Source organism: Acrocarpospora pleiomorpha, assembly GCF_009687885.1.
GTDB classification, from domain to species: domain Bacteria; phylum Actinomycetota; class Actinomycetes; order Streptosporangiales; family Streptosporangiaceae; genus Acrocarpospora; species Acrocarpospora pleiomorpha.
On the sequence record NZ_BLAF01000006.1, the window covers coordinates 33,669 to 51,038 of the forward strand.

At 67.2% G+C, this 17,370-nt stretch carries 12 protein-coding genes and 1 pseudogene; 5 read left to right on the forward strand and 8 right to left on the reverse strand.

Annotated features, from left to right (window positions below; translation table 11 throughout):
- Nucleotides 1-123: 123 nt before the first annotated feature.
- Together Aple_RS04395 and Aple_RS04400 are read right to left on the reverse strand one after the other, a co-directional pair.
- Nucleotides 124-783 (reverse strand): hypothetical protein, encoded by a 660-nt coding sequence (locus Aple_RS04395; protein WP_155343164.1) that lies wholly within the window; start codon nt 781-783, stop codon nt 124-126.
- 15 nt (nt 784-798) lie between these two features.
- Nucleotides 799-1,356, reverse strand: coding sequence for a TetR/AcrR family transcriptional regulator (locus tag Aple_RS04400; RefSeq protein WP_155343165.1), 558 nt, complete (start codon nt 1,354-1,356; stop codon nt 799-801).
- Nucleotides 1,357-1,848: 492 nt separating this feature from the next.
- Between Aple_RS04400 and Aple_RS54230 the strand changes: the two are divergent.
- From Aple_RS54230 to Aple_RS04410, 3 genes and pseudogenes are all read left to right on the forward strand, one after another.
- Nucleotides 1,849-3,270: pseudogene (locus tag Aple_RS54230) on the forward strand (MFS transporter); the annotation flags it as partial.
- A gap of 279 nt (nt 3,271-3,549) precedes the next feature.
- Nucleotides 3,550-4,095, forward strand: a complete 546-nt coding sequence (locus tag Aple_RS54235) for an MSCRAMM family protein (protein WP_281361527.1) — start codon at nt 3,550-3,552, stop codon at nt 4,093-4,095.
- A 113-nt stretch (nt 4,096-4,208) separates the two neighbouring features.
- Nucleotides 4,209-9,272, forward strand: a complete 5,064-nt coding sequence (locus tag Aple_RS04410) for a PxKF domain-containing protein (protein ID WP_155343167.1) — start codon at nt 4,209-4,211, stop codon at nt 9,270-9,272.
- Nucleotides 9,273-9,770: 498 nt separating this feature from the next.
- On the opposite strand, the gene Aple_RS04415 is transcribed toward Aple_RS04410, so the two are convergent.
- Together Aple_RS04415 and Aple_RS04420 are read right to left on the reverse strand one after the other, a co-directional pair.
- Nucleotides 9,771-9,992, reverse strand: coding sequence for a helix-turn-helix domain-containing protein (locus tag Aple_RS04415; protein ID WP_155343168.1), 222 nt, complete (start codon nt 9,990-9,992; stop codon nt 9,771-9,773).
- Nucleotides 9,992-10,483: a DUF2975 domain-containing protein gene (locus Aple_RS04420; protein ID WP_155343169.1), complete on the reverse strand. Its 492-nt coding sequence runs from the start codon at nt 10,481-10,483 to the stop codon at nt 9,992-9,994. The genes Aple_RS04415 and Aple_RS04420 overlap by 1 nt, the downstream gene beginning before the upstream one ends.
- Before the next feature lie 575 nt (nt 10,484-11,058).
- Between Aple_RS04420 and Aple_RS04425 the strand changes: the two genes are divergently transcribed.
- Both Aple_RS04425 and Aple_RS04430 read left to right on the forward strand, forming a co-directional pair.
- Nucleotides 11,059-11,394 (forward strand): AbrB/MazE/SpoVT family DNA-binding domain-containing protein, encoded by a 336-nt coding sequence (locus Aple_RS04425; protein WP_246264132.1) that lies wholly within the window; start codon nt 11,059-11,061, stop codon nt 11,392-11,394.
- The gene (locus tag Aple_RS04430; RefSeq protein ID WP_174889791.1) at nt 11,394-11,702 is read left to right on the forward strand and encodes a hypothetical protein; all 309 of its coding nucleotides are present in this window, start codon (nt 11,394-11,396) and stop codon (nt 11,700-11,702) included. The genes Aple_RS04425 and Aple_RS04430 overlap by 1 nt, the downstream gene beginning before the upstream one ends.
- 482 nt (nt 11,703-12,184) lie before the next feature.
- Here the strand turns inward: Aple_RS04430 and Aple_RS04435 are convergent, their stop codons facing one another.
- From Aple_RS04435 to Aple_RS04450, 4 genes are all read right to left on the reverse strand, one after another.
- Nucleotides 12,185-12,514 (reverse strand): hypothetical protein, encoded by a 330-nt coding sequence (locus Aple_RS04435; RefSeq protein WP_155343170.1) that lies wholly within the window; start codon nt 12,512-12,514, stop codon nt 12,185-12,187.
- 189 nt (nt 12,515-12,703) lie between these two features.
- On the reverse strand, nt 12,704-12,895 hold the full coding sequence (locus Aple_RS04440) for an integrase core domain-containing protein (RefSeq protein ID WP_155343171.1): 192 nt from the start codon (nt 12,893-12,895) through the stop codon (nt 12,704-12,706).
- 137 nt (nt 12,896-13,032) lie between these two features.
- The gene (locus tag Aple_RS04445) at nt 13,033-14,220 is read right to left on the reverse strand and encodes a PLL family lectin (protein ID WP_170321280.1); all 1,188 of its coding nucleotides are present in this window, start codon (nt 14,218-14,220) and stop codon (nt 13,033-13,035) included.
- Nucleotides 14,221-15,369: 1,149 nt separating this feature from the next.
- Nucleotides 15,370-17,097 (reverse strand): ATP-binding protein, encoded by a 1,728-nt coding sequence (locus Aple_RS04450; RefSeq protein WP_155343173.1) that lies wholly within the window; start codon nt 17,095-17,097, stop codon nt 15,370-15,372.
- Between the last annotated feature and the right edge of the window lie 273 nt (nt 17,098-17,370).

The following is a 17,370-nucleotide window of genomic DNA, read 5'->3' on the forward strand; positions in this document are numbered from 1 at the left end:
GTCGCGCTGGCAGGCCGCACAAGCCCTTAGAAGTGAGCAAAGCGCAGACTCCGAATTCATCGGATGATCTGGGCTTACACACGTGGAGCGGCTATTCCGCCCACCCTGTCGAGGAAGTCAAGGTCACGGCAGCTGTGCAGCGGCCGGGCGGGAGGGGAGTCGCCAGAGCGCGACGGCCAGCCAGATGCAGCCGGCCGCCACGAGGACACCGTGCGCCACCCGGCCCGCCGGCGGGGCGAAGAACTGTGGGATGAACAGGGCGAAGCCGACGGCGAAGAGGATCCCGCTGAATCGCGGCAGCGCCCCGGAGCGCCAGATCGCCATGGCCGCGAGCATCGGGCCGATGGCGAGCAACAGCAGGCCGATCAGGAAGGCCGTGACCGCCGCTGGGTGATAGCGGATGCTGTCAGCGAGGTCGAGCAGGTCGAGAGGCTGACCGTCGGCGACCTTCGCCGCGATCGTGTTCAGCGCGAAATCCTCAGCGCCGTAGTACGGCAGGGTCAGGCCGACGCCGATCCAGGTGGTGACGGCGGCGGTGACGGCGAGCCGTTCGGACCGCGTCGCGTCGACGACTCGGCGTACGGCCAGCAGCGCCGGCGGCACCAGGATGAAGCCGATCATCGCGAACAGGTGGGTCGCCACCCACCACGGCGAGGACATCGCCTGTAGCGCTCCGTCCAGTGTGGACTCCTCACGCCAGGGGCGTAGCGCGGGGTAGAGGAAGAAGAGGACTCCGGCCAAGGCCAGGCCGCCGGCGGCGAGGCGGACACGGGTAGGGGGCATCGGTCTTCTCCAGTCTCAGAGTTCGGGAAGGGTTGTGAGGAACATGCGGATCACGCGTTCGAAGGTCTCGTCGAGGCCGTGCGGCAGTCCGAAGCCGCCGGCCGCCTCCAGTGAGGCGAAGCCGTGGACGATCACCCTGGCCGTCCGGATGGCATGAATCAGGTTCGGCTCGTCGAGGTCCCAGGGGCGCAGGGCGGCCTGTATGACCTCCAGCATGCGCCGCCCGGCCTCGGCGAACTCCGGTTGGTGCAGCGGGTCGACCGGCATCGCCGCGTAGCGCGCCGGGTGCTCGGTCACATAGTCGCGGTAGGCCCACATCAGGGAGGCCACGGCGTCGGCGCCACTGCGGCCGGAAATGGCGGTGGCCAGTTCCCCCGTCATTTCCTGAATCACGCGTACGCCGACCAGGGTGCGCAAATCGGCGATGTTGCTGACGTGTTTGTAGAGGGATGGGGCGGCGACCCCACAGCGCTCGGCGACGGCGGCGAGGGTCAGGGCGGCCAGGCCGCGTTCGTCAACAAGGGCGATCGCCACATCGACGACCCGGGCCTGGGTCAGGCCCGCCCTAGGCATCACAGGCTCCAGGACTGAAGCTATCGCTCATAGCTTTTATGCTAATCACAATAGCTAACGCCTGCCTAGTGTCAGCGAGACCATCGATGACTCTTGTTGGCCCCGTGTGCCCCAGGGGCAGGATCTCCGCTGTCAGTGTGAAGCTGTGCCCACTTGGTCGTCCTGGGGGGATCAAGACGGTGGCTTTGAGCAGAGAACGCCCCGGAAGCGATCAAGCTCTTTGCTTGCAACGGGTTCGCCCCGAACAGCCCGTTGACTTTCCTCGTCGCTGGCCGAGACCTGAGGTGGGGGCGTCGAACATGCGGAACGTCGTCGCCGTCACGGCCCGATGCGTTGGTCCGGCGTCGTCGAGTTGGAGATCGAGTAGCGCAGGACCTACTTCGAGGTGTGGCCTCTCAGTGTGGTCATAAATCCACCCGGATCTCCCCGGACGAGCGACTGATTCACGAGAACCTCGTTCTTTGCCTGCTCAGAGCCTGTATGGAGATGCGCATGGCGAATTTCTCCTCCCGCGTTGCTCAGGCGGACGGTCCGTCGCGGTCGGGCGCTTTCGTGATCGTGCTCGCCTTCGCCGGGATCGTGGTGGCGGTGATGCAAACCCTGGTGATCCCGCTGATTCCCGAGTTCCCCAAGCTCCTGGGAGCCGCGGCCGCCGACGCCACCTGGGCGATCACGGCCACGCTGCTGGCAGGCTCGGTCGCCACGCCGGTGATGGGACGGCTGGGAGACATGCACGGCAAGCGGCGCATGCTTCTGATCAGCCTGATCCTGCTGGTCGCCGGGTCCGTCACGTGCGCTCTCAGTGACTCTCTGATCCCGATGGTCGTCGGACGGGCTCTGCAAGGCCTGGCAGCCGGCGTCATCCCGCTCGGCATCAGCATCATGCGCGACGAACTGCCCGCCGACAGGCTCGGCTCCGCGACCGCGCTGATGGGCGCCTCGCTCGGCGTGGGCGGTGCCATGGGTCTGCCGGGCGCCGCCCTCATCGCCGAGAACGCCGACTGGCACGCGCTGTTCTGGACCTCAGGGGGTCTCGGTGTCGTGGCCGCTGTGCTGGTGCTGACGTTCGTGCCCAGATCGGCGGTGCGCAGTGGCGGGCGTTTCGACCTGGTCGGCGCCGCCGGGCTGTCGGCCGCGCTGGTGTGCCTGCTCTTGGTGATCTCCAAGGGCGCCGACTGGGGCTGGAGCGACGCCCTCACCATCGGCCTGTTCGCCGCGGCGGTTGTCGTGCTGCTGCTGTGGGGCTGGTGGGAGCTGCGTACCAGGGAGCCGATGGTGGACCTGCGCACCAGCGCACGGCGTCAGGTGCTGTTCACCAACCTCGCCTCCCTCATGCTGGGCTTCTCGATGTTCGCGATGTCCCTGGTGCTGCCGCAACTGCTGCAACTGCCCGTGGCCACCGGCTACGGCCTGGGGCAGTCGATGCTGACCGTAGGCCTGGTCATGGCGCCGTTCGGCCTGGTGATGATGGTCCTGGCGCCCCTGTCGGCTCGCCTGTCCGCGGCCAAGGGGCCCAAGGTGACCTTGATGATCGGGGCCGTCATCGTGGCCGCCGGCTACGGCCTCAACATCGCGTTGATGTCCGAGGTCTGGCACCTCGTCCTGGTCTCCTGTGTCATTGGAGCCGGTATCGGATTCGCCTACGCCTCCATGCCCGCCCTCGTCATGGGCGCCGTGCCGGTGTCCGAGACGGCCGCCGCGAACAGCCTCAACACCCTCATGCGGGCCGTCGGCACCACCATCGCCAGCGCCGCGGCGGGTGTCGTCCTAGCCCAGATGACCACCACGTTCGGCTCGGTCGCTCTTCCCTCCGAGGACGGTTTCCGCGTCGTCATGGTCGTCGGCTCCGGCGCCGCCCTCCTCGCCTTCCTTCTCGCCGCCTGCCTTCCCGGCGGGAACGTGGCCGCCGCTCCGGTCGCGGCGAAGGTGACCGCCCTGGCGCCTGCCGACGCGGTGCGTGCCACCTGGGCGGACCGGCCGGAGGGCGGTGTCGAGATCCGCGGTTGCGTCAGTGGTGACGACGGACAACCGGTCGACGATGCCACACTGACTCTGATCGACGTGCGCGGCCACCAGCTCGGCCGGGCCCTGACCCGAGCCGATGGCGCCTACAGCGTCTGGACGCCTGGCACCGACACCTATGTCCTGATCACCTCGGCCGCTCATCATGATCCGCAGGTGGCCACCCTGGTGGTGGGAGACCAGCCGGTCGACTTCCACCTGATCCTCGCGAGCTCGAACAAGCTGACCGGTGTCGTACGCGACCTGGAGGGCAGGCGGGTGCCCAGCGCGGTGATCGTGCTGACCGACGTCCGCGGCGAGGTCGTCACCTCGGGCAGCACCGACGCAGCGGGCTGCTACAGCTTCTCCGGGGTGGACTCGGGCAGCTACACGCTCGCGGTCAGCGCGGTCTCCTATCGCCCCGCCGCCGTTCCGGTCGAGGTCAACGGCACCGGTCAGACCAGGCAGGACGTCGAGTTGCGGCCCGGCGTCCGGATCCGGGGCACCGTACGCGCGCGCGACGGCGTCCCGCTGAACGACGCGCGGGTGACCTTGCTGGACACGGCCGGGAACGTGGTCGGCACCACGACCACGGGTGCGGATGGCGCGTACACCTTCGCCGACCTGACCGGCGGCCAGTACACCCTCATCGCCACCGGATACCCGCCCGTCGCCGACACTGTGATCGTCGACGGCCGGGACGACGACCGCGACCTGTGGCTCGTTCACGCCGAGTAAACGACCCACCCTGGGAGCGCACTTGAAGTTACGTCCAAGTCGGCCTTAAACGCCCTCCAAGTACTGACACCGACGATCTCTCTGGTGAATCGGCCAGGAGTAGAGGGATCGACGTGAACAGGTGGAAACGGGCAGCGGCTGCCGCCCTGACGGTGACGACCATGGCGGTGGGACTGGTGGTCCCAGCGTCGCCGTCGTACGCCAACAGCAATACGTTATGGGTCGGCAAAATCGGCGAGACGCGCGGGACTTTCGGTGCGAACGCGGCGGTCCGGGTCTGGGGGGATCTGGCGTTCAAGAACTCCGGCTGCCCGGAGGACGGCGTGCCCGACTTCGTGTACCCGACCAGCGACGTCTACATCGTGGTGCCGGGCACAGCGCAGGGGCATCTGGTCGACGTGACCGGAGGCAGCCCGAACACGGTCGTGCAGTACGCGACGGTGTTCGACGACGAGATCATCGGCATCACCACGCCGGCCGGCGCTCTCGGTGAGGGCGAGTACGACGTGGTGTTCGACACCTGCCAGGACGGGGTCTTCCAGGCTGAGGACGACGCGGTGTTCTCCCGCGTGATCAAGGTCGAGACCCCGGGCGAGCTGCCACCGCCCGACGCCGCGCTGACGTCGCTCAAACAGTCGGCGTACGAAGAATACGAATCGTGGAAGACCACCCGGCAGGTCATGAACCGGGTGTGGAAGTTCGTCCAGAAGGCGCTGAAGAACGGGTGCAAGGCCGGTAACCCGACCGCCTGCGCGCTGAAGTACGGCAACTACTTCAGCCCGATCCAGGAGCAGTTCGACGGGTTGCTGCTCAACCAGGGCCAGCACTACCTGGGCATTTACGAGGACCCGCCGAACCCGGACTTCGACCAGCCGGTGGTGCCCAAGCCCGTGGCCGCGCCGACGGACGCCATCGCGGGTGAGGGCGCGCTGGTCGAGGCGTTGCTGCGCAGCGTGGAGGCCTACAAGGGCGCGCAGCAGGCGGGCAACCGGGAATGGGCGCTCGTGCACGCCCGCGAGACGCGCGACCTGCACCAGACCCTGGCGGGGCAGCTCGCCGCGACATCCCGCCAGTTGACCGGCCTGAGGGCGCTCTACACCGACGACGCCGACGAGGGGCTGGCCTTCGGCCACGGCTTCGCCGACCGGGTACGGCGGCAGAGTCTGACCCCTGACGAGCGGCGCACGCTGCGGGAGAACGGCATGACCGGCCCGCAGATCACGGACCTGGAGAGCGACGTCCGGAGCGCTTACGGGCCGCTCTACCGAGCAGCGGACATCCGTGCCGTCCTGGACGCGCAGATCGCCGCCCACGCCAGGACTGTGACCGCGGTCGGCCAGGGGCTCACCGCCTGGGGTGCCATCGTGGACGCGATGGCGGGCGACCCGCACGTGCCCGACCCGCACCCGACGGCGCACGCCGGTGGCCCGTACACCGCGACCGAGGGCGAGCCGGTCACGCTGGACGGGACCGCATCGGCCGCACGCGGCGGGGCGACGCCGGCGTCGTACGCCTGGGACCTGGACGGTGACCGTGACTTCGACGACGCCGACGGTGCGACGCCGACGGTCACCTTCGACGAGCCGGGCGCGCCGGTCGTCGGGCTACGGGTGACCGACAGCGCCGGCCGCATCGCGTACGCGTGGAGCGGCGCGACCGTGACCCGCAAGGGCGCCGACCCGCGGCTGTCGGGCGCGTCGCCGGACAACGTCCAACCGGTGGTGCGGACCGGCGCGACCGCGGTCTTCTCGGTCACCGCGACCGATGACGGCGGCGACCCCGCCGTGAGCTGGAGCGTCGACGGGAAGCCGACCGGCGACGGCAGGTCGCTGTCCTGGACCGCTCCGGACGCCCCGGGCGCGCACCAGGTCGTCGCGACCGCGACCGACGCCGACGGGCACCAGGCCACGAAGGCCTGGGACGTGCTGGTCCACCGGCCCGACGCGGACGGTGACAACTGGACTGCCACCACGGACTGCGACGACGCGGACGCGGCGATCCATCCCGGCCAGATCGAGTTCCTCGGCAACGGCGTCGACGACGACTGCGACAGCGGCTCGCCGGACGCGCCGCCGGGCGGCCTGACCGGTGAGGTCTTCGGCTGGGGCAGCAACACGCACGGCCAGATCGGCGACGGCAAGATGGGCACGAATTACACCAAGCCGACGAAGTCGGTACTCCCGGCGAACGTGGTCCAGGTCGAGATGGGCATGGGCACCGGCTACGCCGTGCTCGCCGACGGCACCGTACGCGCCTGGGGCAACCAGCTCTTCGGCGAGATAGGGGACGGATCTTCCAGCATCCGGCTCCAGCCGGTGCAGCCGCTGGGGCCAGGCGGGCAGGGTCTGCTGTCCGGCGTACGGCAACTGTCCGTCACGGACAATCACGTCGCTGCGGTCCGCACCGACGGGAAGGTGCTGACCTGGGGCCGCAACACCGCCGGCAACCTCGGCGGCGGGGAGGCCAGCGGCAACCGGCCGTACCCGGACTTCGTGGTCGCCGACGCCACGGGCACCCTGCTCACCGGCGTGCGCGACGTGCAGGCCGGCGTGTCGTCCGATTACGCGCTGATGGAGGACGGCACGGTCATGGCGTGGGGCCGGGTGAACTGCGACGGTTCGGGGGCCGCGGTGGACACGCTCTATCCCACGCGCATCCCGGACCTCACCAACGTACGGCAGATCGCCATTACCAAGTCGAGCGCGCTGTTCCTCACGAAGGACGGCACCGTGCTCTCCTGCGGCAGCACCGACCCGACACTGGGTCGCAAGTGGAACACCCAGGACCCGGCGCGCGACCCGTGGCTTCCGCGGCCGGTTGACACGCTCGGCCAGGGCAGCGGAGTCGTGGACGTCTCCGTAGCCGGCGACGCGGCGGTCGCGCTCAAGGAGGACGGCTCGATCTGGATGTGGGGCGAGAACTTCAACGCCGACCTCGCGCCGATCTGCGGCGACACGCGGTGCACGTTGTCGGCGCCCACGCGCGCACCGATGCCGGATGGTCCGCCGATCGTCGGCATCGACAACGAGAACTCCACGACCACGCTGACCATCCGCGCCGACGGCTCGATGATGGTCTGGGGCAGCAACACCAACGGCGCAGCCGGGACCGGCACGTCCAAAGTCCTCACACCGACCGTGGTCCCGATCGACGGCCAGGTGGTCCTGCAGGTCGCGGCCGACACGTGGAACGGTCTCGCGCTCACCCGCCCCAAGGCCGACCCGGAGCTGGAACTACCGGCGGCATGGGTGAACGCGACAGTGGAGGACGCGGCGCTGACCGAGGCGGACGGCGGCGCGTACACCGTCAAACTGGACCACGCGCTGGGCGGCGACGTCGCGCTGACCTGGTCGCTGCAGGGCGACACCGCCGGGGAGGACGACGCGGTGTTCGGCACCGGCACGGTGGTCGTGCCGGCCGGCCAGACGCAGGCCTCGATCCCGGTCAAGGTCACCGACGACGCGATCGACGAGGATGACGAGACGCTCACCCTCGCGCTCACCGGTGCCCGGCTGGGCCTGAAGATCGCCCGGGCGCAGGCTACCGGCATGATCGCCGACGACGACGCTCCGCCGACCGTCTCGGTGCAGTCGCGCACCGTGCCGGAAGGGGACACCAGCCTCACCGACACCGCGGTCACGTTCCGGCTGTCCAAGCCCAGCGGCAAGGAGGTCGTGGCGGAGTACGCCACCGCCGACGGTTCCGCGAAGGCGGGCGAGGACTACGTGAGCGCGGCGGCGACGATCCGGTTCGCCCCGGGCGAGACCCAGGACGTGCTCCACCTGGCCGTCAACGGCGACACGACCCCCGAACCGAACGAGACGTTCGCCATCTCGCTCGGTAAGGTCACCAACGGCACCGCCGCCGCGGGTGACACCGGCACGGTGACCGTCGCCGACGACGAGGTGCTCAACGTGTCGGTGACCGCGCCGACTCTGGTCGAGGGCGGCACAGGTGACTTCGTGATCGCCGTCCACCCCGCGCCGGTGGCAGGCACGACGGTCTCGGTGCCGTGGACCCTGGTCGAGCCCTCCGCGGGAGGCTCCGACGCTCCCGGCGACATCACGCCGGGCACCGGAACCCTGCAGCTCACCGCCGATCACCCGGTCGGCGTGGTCACCGCCGCGGCGGTGGACGATACGGTGGTGGAGTCGCCCGAGCCGTTCCAGCTCAAGCTGGGCGACCTGGCCGCCTCCGACGGCCGTACGGTGCTGCGCGGTGAGGTCGGCACGGCCTGGATCACCGACAACGACCGGGACAACCAGCCGCCCGTGGTGGACGCCGGAAACGGCGTGTCGACGGTGGAGGGTACCGGGATCGCCCTCACTGGCACGGTTACCGACGACACGGCCGGTGTCACATCGTCATGGGGGGTGGACGGGCCGTGCGCCGTCACCGGTCAAGGCGCTCAGGCGTCGGTGACCTGTGCCGACGAGGGCACGTTCACCGCGACGCTGACCGCGGTGGATGCCGCTGGCGCGACGGCTTCGGACAGCACCACGGTGACCGTCGCCAACGCACCGCCGGTGCTCGGCGCGGTGACCGTCGACGCCTCCGGCGCGCGGGTCGAGTTCACCGACGCCGGTGTGCAGGACCTGCACACCTGCACGGTGCAGTGGGGTGACGGGACGAGCCCCGGGGTGCTTGACGGAGCGGTGTCACCGTGCTTCCTGGCGCACGCCTACCGCCCGGGCACGTTCACCGCGACCGTGACCATCCGCGACAACGACGGCGGTTCGGCGTCGGCGCCGCGTACCGTCACGGTCCAGGCGCCCGCATGGCCGTTCCACGGCTTCCTCCGCCCGGTGTACAACCCGCCGGCGGTCAACGTGGTGGAACCCGGCCAGTCCATCCCGATCAAGTTCGGGCTCGGCGGCTACCGGGGCATGAACATTCTGGCGCAGGGTTCACCGGCCTCCGGCCAGTTCCCCTGTAGTGGCGGCGCACCCGGCGCCCTCAAGCCGACGGCCCCTTCCGGCAAATCGTCTCTGCACTACGACGACGGCCATTACACCTACGTCTGGAAGACCGACAAGGCGTGGGCCGGGCAGTGCCGGCGGCTGGTCATGACCCTCACCGACGGCACACAGCACTGGGCCGACTTCCGGTTCCGTGCGAAGGGCGGTCACGATGACGATGATTGCGACGATCACCGGCGGTACGTTCGGCTAACGTAACCCGGGCAAATGCGGCCCTGCACGCGCACGCGTGCAGGGCCGCGTCACGTGGCCGGGCGCCCCGCACGGAAACTCCACCTTCGGTGGGTACCAGCGCAGGGTGGCGGTGATTCGTGGTCTTTGGTTCCGTGCGGCCTCGGGGAGGGCGCGGCACTGGGCCGCATCGCCGCCACCACCACCTGGGACGGCCGGTCCCTGGGAGGCGGCTCGACCTGCAGGTCGTTCGATCCTCCTGACCTTCGATACGACCGCCACATCGTTGGAGAAGCGAAAGAGCCAAAAGGCGATATGGCTCGTGGCCGGGAGCAAGCTTGAGGGCTTGGTCTGTTTGTTTGAGCGGGTGACGGAACCGAACCCGCGCTGTCAGTTTGGGGATTGTAGGGAATATGCCTCGTAGGGCCGCTGGCCTGCGGTTGGGGCCGGTCCCGAGTGACCGTGAGTGTCCTTGTCTTACCGGGGGCCGGCGGTGCCAGGCGTTTTCACGCCCCCTGGGGCGGGTCATCCGCCTGCGGCGTCCTCGGTCTCCCAGCGCAGCAGGTCGCCCGGCTGGCACTTGAGTACCTCGCAGAGCGCGGCGAGCGTCGCGAAGCGCACCGCCTTGGCGCGGCCGTTCTTGAGTACCGCCAGGTTGGCGGGCGTGATCCCTACGCGGTCCGCGAGGTCGCCCACGGACATCTTCCGCTTGGCCAGCATTACGTCGATGTCGACGATGATCGGCATCAGATCACCTCGTCCAACTCGGCCTGCATCTGCGCCGCTTCGACGTCGCGCGCGACGGCCTGGGCGAGCAGCATCCGCAGCACGAGCACGATGAGCGCGACCCCCAGGATGGCCAGGCCAACCCCGGCCATGATGACAGTGACGCCCGGGTCGTCCCGCTGGTCCGGCGCATTGAGGGCCGTGACCGCGAACCACAGGAGGGCAGCCGCCACGATCGCGCCGATCACGGCGTCCACGTAGCGGAAGGCGGCGTGGGAGAACACGGTTCCGCGTCGCACCATCGTCACCAGCCGCCATACGCTGACCAGGGCGACCTGGCCCGACACCATGCCCAGGATCGTGATCACGCGCAGCGGGGTCAGCGGGAGCGACCCGTCCTCCGGGTCGCTCCCGCTGACCAACACCCACACCATCAATGCCTGTACGAACACGGTGCCGGCGAGCAGCACCACGAGCACGGCGCGAAGCGCACGCACTGTCAGCTTTCCCATGGCCCATCCTTCCATCGAGTTACGATGGGAATCTATCGAACATCGATAGGTGAAGCATAGGCCTGGGACGCTCGTGCCTGCCGGGTGATCCGGAACCCTATGGCACGCGAAGATCAACAAGTCCGCGAAAGATCAAAGCCCAGGTCCCGAATCCATCGGTTGACCTGGGCTTTCGTCACTGGAGCGGGTGACGGGAATCGAACCCGCGCTGTCAGCTTGGGAACCGGATGCTGATCTTACCGCTCTGAGCTGGGAAGACAGGGGTGCAGGTCAGGGCGGGTCGGCTGCCCGTACGTCCCCGTGAATGACCGTGGTTCCCCGTCTGTTCTGACACGGATCTGGCACGCGATCGATCGCCCTGACTGAGAGCGTCCAAGGCTTGGCACAAGGTGCGCGTCACGACCGGCAGTCGGGACGAGGTTGACTGGATCCGTGCTGTCAGTGCGGCGCTGGCCTGGCTTGCCCATCTGGTCGTCTTGGGATCAAGACGGAGGGTCCGAGCATAGGCGTAGCTGATTACCTGAGCGGGTAGAGTCGGATTATCGGAGAATCCGAATGTGTGATGGAGGTGGATCGTGGCAACGCTCACAGGCAAGGTACAGCCGGAGCCGCGGTTGAAGGCTCGCGCAAAGGTTCGCGCGAAGTCGCAGCTCACCTTGCCAGAGGAGGTCCGCCAGGCACTCCATATCGGTGAGGGCGACGAGGTGGAGTTCGCGGTCCTGGACGATGGGACCATCACTGTGCGGGGTTACATCTCCATTCCTACTGACCAGGCATGGTTCTTCACTCCGGAGTGGCTGGCGGGGGAGCGGGAGGCGGACGAGGACATCAGGCATGAGCGAGGAACCAAGCACGAGTCCGCGGAGGACATGTTCGCTCACCTGGACAAGCTGGGGCCGGCGGACGACTGATGCCGACCTTCGAGACCACGCCGCGATTCGAGCGAGACTGGAAGAAACTTCCCGAGCCACGACAGGCTCTGTTCCGCAAAGTCGTGATGGAGGCGTTCGTTCCCGATCTGGCCGCTCCAGAGCGTCCCTTCCGTCCAGGGCTGCGGGTGAAAGGCGTCACCGCCCATCCCGGCGTCTTCGAGATGACTTGGGACGGTGACGGGCGGGCCACTTTCAGCTATGGAGAAGAGCAGATCCCTGGTGAACCCCACGTAGTGTGGCGGCGGATCGGAACTCATTCGATATTCACGCCCCCACCCGGCCCATAGGGCTGTCGCATACGCGCGGAGCTGTTTCCGTGTTCAGGAACTGTCCCTTGGCCCAGGCCTGTCGCGGCAGGTGATGCGATCCGTGGGGCACACCCTCCCCACGACACGCAGGCAACCCGCGGACACGTGGGGACTTAAAACTGGCCATCAGTGGTGACCTCGAACCGGCCACCTGCGGCTACTTTGGCATGGCCACGGACATCCCGAATCCATCGGTTGACCTGGGCTTTCACATGCGGAGCGGGTGACGGGAATCGAACCCGCGCTGTCAGCTTGGGAATCATCTGCTGACCTTGCTGCCCTGAGCTGGGAAAACAGGGGTGCAGGTCAGGGTGGGTCGAGTGACTGTGAGTTCCCGTGAGTGACTGCGGTTCCCCGCCTGTTCTGGCACGCATCTGGCACGAGATCGGTTGGCATGGCCGCCGCTAAGAATCGGTGGAGACTTGATGTGCGCCGGGTTTGCTGGTGAATTCGGCCGATGTCTACTTCTCAAGCACCCACCCTCGCTCCAGGTTGCGGAGCAGCCGTCGTACCAGGCCCCGTGCTGACGTGTCATGTTCGCCGATGACACACATGATGTCGGGGGCCTGTTCTACCCGCTCGATGATGGCGGGGATGACCTTGACCCGATGTCCGTCCTGATCTATGTACGATTCGAAGCCTGGTTCGGGCTGGAAGCACCCCCACCAGTCCAGCAGGACCCACAGGGCCGCGTTCCTTGGTGGGCCTGGACAGGTCGCGATGATGTGCAGCAGCACGTCCGTGCCCGCGACAGCGGCGGGGTAGAGCGTCCCAGCGTGATCGTTTCCCACGACTGAGCGGATACCGCCGCCCTGATCGTCGTCAGCCTGGGTCGTCCGGATCAAGGCCTTGAACGCATCTGCGACCTCGTCCGGTTGATACCACCTGGGGCCAGGAATCCCAGTCCAATCGACGGATTCGGGGTTCACAAAGGACCAGCGTACGAGGAGAACTGAACCGCCCCGACTTTGACGGAGACCTCAACGGTTGATTCCGATGGGTTCGTTGGGCTGGTTCTGAGCGTAGTAGAGAGCTTCGAATTCCTCCGGCGGCATGTGCCCGATGGCTGAGTGCAGGCGGGTGGTGTTGAACCAGTCGACCCATTCGGCGGCGGCCAAGCGCCGCATGATCCAAGCCTCCCGCCGCCACGTCGTCCTGGCCGACTCCTCCAAACTGAACCGCGTCGGCCTCGCCCCCCGTCTGCGCCCTCTCCTAGGTGGACCTGCTGATCACCGGCACCGAGGCCGACCAGGGTTTCGTCGCCGCACTACGCGAGGACGGCCCCCGGTCGACCTGGCCGACTGACGACTCAGCCCGCTTCCAGCGGTCCCCAGTCGCTCCAGCCGCCGTTCTTTGCCGTCTGCCAGATGTGGTACGGCTGACCGTTCGCGCGGAGGGCGACCACCTCGAGCCGTCCGTCCTTGTTGCGGCCCGCCGCGAGACCCGCGCGGAGGAACCCGCTCATGGTGCCGAGCTTGGCCCAGCCGCTCCAGCCGCCGTTCACCGCCGTCTGCCACATCTGCTGGACGGAACCGTCGGTGCGAATGGAGTAGACCTCGATGCGCCCGTCCTCGTTGTTGGCCACCGCCGTCGGCCCCGACGTGTCGATCTGCCCGTTACCCCGGTTCTCGTAGGCGTGCCACCTGCCGTCGGGCTGCTGCCAGGTCGCGCAGAGATCCCCCTCGTACGCACCGCTGGTCGGCCTGATCTCGAAGAATTCGAGTCGCCCGTCCTTGTTCTGGGCGGTATTCACCGACGAGAGGGTGGTGTCGTTGCAGTGGCCCATCGGCTCCCATCCGCTCCAGTCGCCGCCCACGGCCTTCTGCCACTTGTGATAGACGCCCGGAATGCCGCACTGGTTCGTCGGCGTCGAGATGCCGCACCCCACGCCGAATATCTCCAGCCGCCCGTCGCCGTTGCGCGCCGAGGCCACCGGGCCGTTCATGAACCACGTGATGTGCGCCCGTCCGAGGTTGGCCTTCTCCCAGCCATATCCCGGACTGGTCTGGTAGACCGACCAGATGTCAGTGCCGTTCGCGACGAACACCTCAAGGCGCCCGTCCAAATTGGTGGCCACCGAGAGCCCCGTCATCATCGGCCATTTGTCGATCTGCGACCACCCGCTCCAGCCGCTGTTCTTCGCGAGCTGCCACATGTGGTACAGCCTGCCGTCGGCCGTCCCCGCGAAGATCTCCATCCGCCCGTCCTTGTTGGACCGGACGATCGGCCCACTAGTCACGAACGAATCGGGAATCTGCGCCCGCGCCTCCCAGCCGCTCCACCCGCCGCCGACCCGCTGGTAGTTCGTGTAGAGGACGTCGAAGTCGTTGAAGGCCACGACCTCCAGCCGCCCGTCCTCGTTCGCGCCGATGGCCGTACTCCAAAACCCCGACGTCGCCGCCGACGCCCCCGGAGCCATCGCTACGCCCAGCCCCGCCACCATGACCACGGCGATCGCCACCCTCATGAACCGCCGCACAAGCCGTCTCGGATCCATGTCCACCATCCAGCCTTCCATTGCGTCGGAATCTCCTCCCGGCGATTGTTTGGAGTGCTGGTATAGGTCCGGTATATGCCCTGGTCACACGCCTTTTGAGCCGCTCGGAAACAGAAGACCCCTGATCAGGGACGACCTGATCAGGGGTCTGAGAAGAGAGTCGCCTTGGGGAATCGAACCCCGGACCTCCGGTTACAAGGTCCCCAAACGATCTACAGGATCGTTCCGGACCGTTCGCTGGGCTGCTCACCTACGCGGCGATTGTTCAGGCCCGTCCGGCTCAGTTCGAGATCGTCTACTCAGGTGGCTCCCACGGTGGCTGCCGACCCTGGGTCGGCATCTCTCGTCGGCCAGCGCGGCTCACAGGGCTATGCCACCGCTACGCAGAAGGCTTCGGCGAACTGAGTCCGACGGGAGCTGGTCTTCGGCATGTCAGGAGGTGGGGGTGTCGCCAGCCGACATGCCCATCGGGCTCGCGCGGTCATACAGCTACGGGTTCATGATCGGCACCGCGACTGGAAGTGGGTGGCCCGCGGGGATGCTCGCCCACGTCTGCGACGGGTAGCAGGAGCGGCCGCGCATGCGCCTCGGCCGAGAGGCGGGCCCAGAACTGTGTGGTCCACGTAGGCAACGGCACCGAGTAACGAACTCCGAGGACGCGAGCGACGAGGACGACGATGGCTCAGCCGGGATCTGGGTCCCCGTGGGCTAATTGCACGTTAACGGAAGATCAAAAAGGCTCTAGAAACAATCAAGGCCCGGTCCGGAAACCATCCGTGACCTGGGCCTTTGTCGTTGGAGCGGGTGACGGGAATCGAACCCGCGCTGTCAGCTTGGGAACCGGATACTGATCTTGCTGGGCTGGGAGAACATGGGTGCAGGTTATGGTGTGTTGGCTGACGTGAGCCCCCGTGAGTGACCGTGGTTCCCCGCCTGTTCTGGCACGGTTCTGGCACGAAGACTCGTCGAGTGCCTTGGCTGCACGGCCCTGGTCGAACTGCTCCGTCAGGTTCGCGAGTCCTACCCTCCGTCTCAACGATGCCGCAAGATCTTCGACGACGCTGCGGCCGGGGGTTCCCTGTGCGGGGCGCTGGCACGCTGCGGTGGGTCAGAGCTGAGGGAACGAAAGTTACACGGGGAAGGATGCTCCTAGCCGAATAGCGGTTCTTGTTGCGTTCGGCGGTAGCGCACGTGGACACTTTTCGGACTGCTGCCGACGATCTCGACGGTGCCTTCGTCCCGCATGATCTTCAGCCATCGCCGTACGGTCTGATCGCCCAGACCAGTTCGGGCAACCAACTCGGCCCGAGACAGAGTCTGGTTGCCGAGGGCAGCCAGCAGTCCGGGTCTACGATCAGCGCGGGAGGATTCGACTGCAGCCGTCGAAGGGCGCTCAGGGAGCTGATACCTGGCCCAGCGGCGCGTCCCAGTTTGCGTGATGAGTTCGCGGGCGACTAGGTCTTGGAGTTCGCTGGTCGCAATGCGTGAGTCGACGCCGGTCGTGTTGCGGTAGACGCGGTTGTCGAGGATTCCTTCCTCGCGCAGCAGAGCGAGGGCGACGCATTGGCTGTCGGTCAGTCCTTTCTCGCCCAGGCTGTGGATCCAGGTGATGGTTTCCTCGCTCAGGAGGGTGTGGTTGGGGAAGCCGACCGTAAAAGATGAGATCTTGTCGTCGAATTGAGGCGGGCTCATTCCGGCGGTGAGCAGTGCGTTCAGCATGGCGCGGATGCCAGAGCCGCGATTCTCGCAGACGGTTCGGGTATCGCCGGGAAGAGGAACGTCTTCCAGGAGTTTGATGAGGGTGGCGTTGCGAGCGGAGGAGATGCCTTCTTGGCCGAGGCTGTCGATGGTGACGGGACCGAATAGACCGCCGGGGTTGCGGATGAGCAACCGGCCGGGATACATCTCGATCTGGACCTGGGTGCCCTGGGCAGCGCTGGACAGATCTCGGTGGACCAGGGCGTTGACTACCGCTTCCCGCAGGGCGGTCTCGGGGTACTCCCAGACATCCTGGCGGCCTGCTCCGGAGATGATCGCCCGGCGGGACATGTTCCTGCGGATGGCCGCGAGGGTGTCGCGGACCATGACCGGGATCGGGCCTTCCAACGTCACGTTGTCCAGGAACCGCTCGCTGGGGCTGGGGCCGCTGTCGGTGGGGTAATGGACGAAGGTGACCATTAGTTGGGGGAAGTGCTCCTGCGGATAATTGCCGAGGGCCAGCAGGCCGGCCAGCGAGACGACGTCTTCGCCGTCATCATCGGGCACCAGTACTCTGGCGCGGCGAAGTACCGATTGCGAGTCCAGGTCCTTGAACGCGTGGGGACGGCTGATCCTTAGTCGGGCGATCAACGCGGCGACGCTGGCGGGATCGAGTTGGTCCAGGCCGATGCCGTGGACGGCCTGTTCGTCGTCGCGGGGTTGTCCCCGGGATGACAGCATGACTTGGACCTCGTAGGCGGACAGCCGACGATCGCCATCACTGATTCTGATATGGCTGCCCTTGGTGATTCCAGCCCCGCGGGCGTAGCAGGGTTTCTGGGCGGGATCGAGTTCAGGGACCTCCGCGACCAGAATATGGACCCCCTCGAAGTTGTGGATCTTGATGAGAGGTCGGAGCGAAGGCTCCATGTCCTCGGCACACATTGCGCCGAGATTGGCGGCCAGCCGTGCCGGATCAGTCAACCCGGTCGCGGTGAAGGTCTGAGCTTCGTCCAGCCCAAGGATGATCACTCCTCCCTGGGTGTTGGCGAAGGCCGAGAGGGTCTCGCGTAGCGACTTCGGTAGCCCGCCATGTGCTTTCTTCACCTCGACATCGGCGATGTCCGCTCCGATGTCGCGCAGGTTGGCAATGATCTCGGCGAGTTCCGCGTCGAGCACCTCGTCACCCCTCCGCGAAGCATGTTAGTTAGCATGCTAGTTGATGTGGTCGGGTGAGCGGGCAGCTTCAAGGAATCCAGGCCACCTGGCGCGCGGATAGTCGCCCGCTTGCGTTGGCGTGGAGTTCGAACAAGTGTGAAAAGATCAGAGCCCAGGCTCCGAATCACCGGATGACCTGGGCTTCCCTAAGTGGAGCGGGTGACGGGAATCGAACCCGCGCTGTCAGCTTGGGAATCACCTGCTGACCTTGCTGCCCTGAGCTGGGAAAACAGG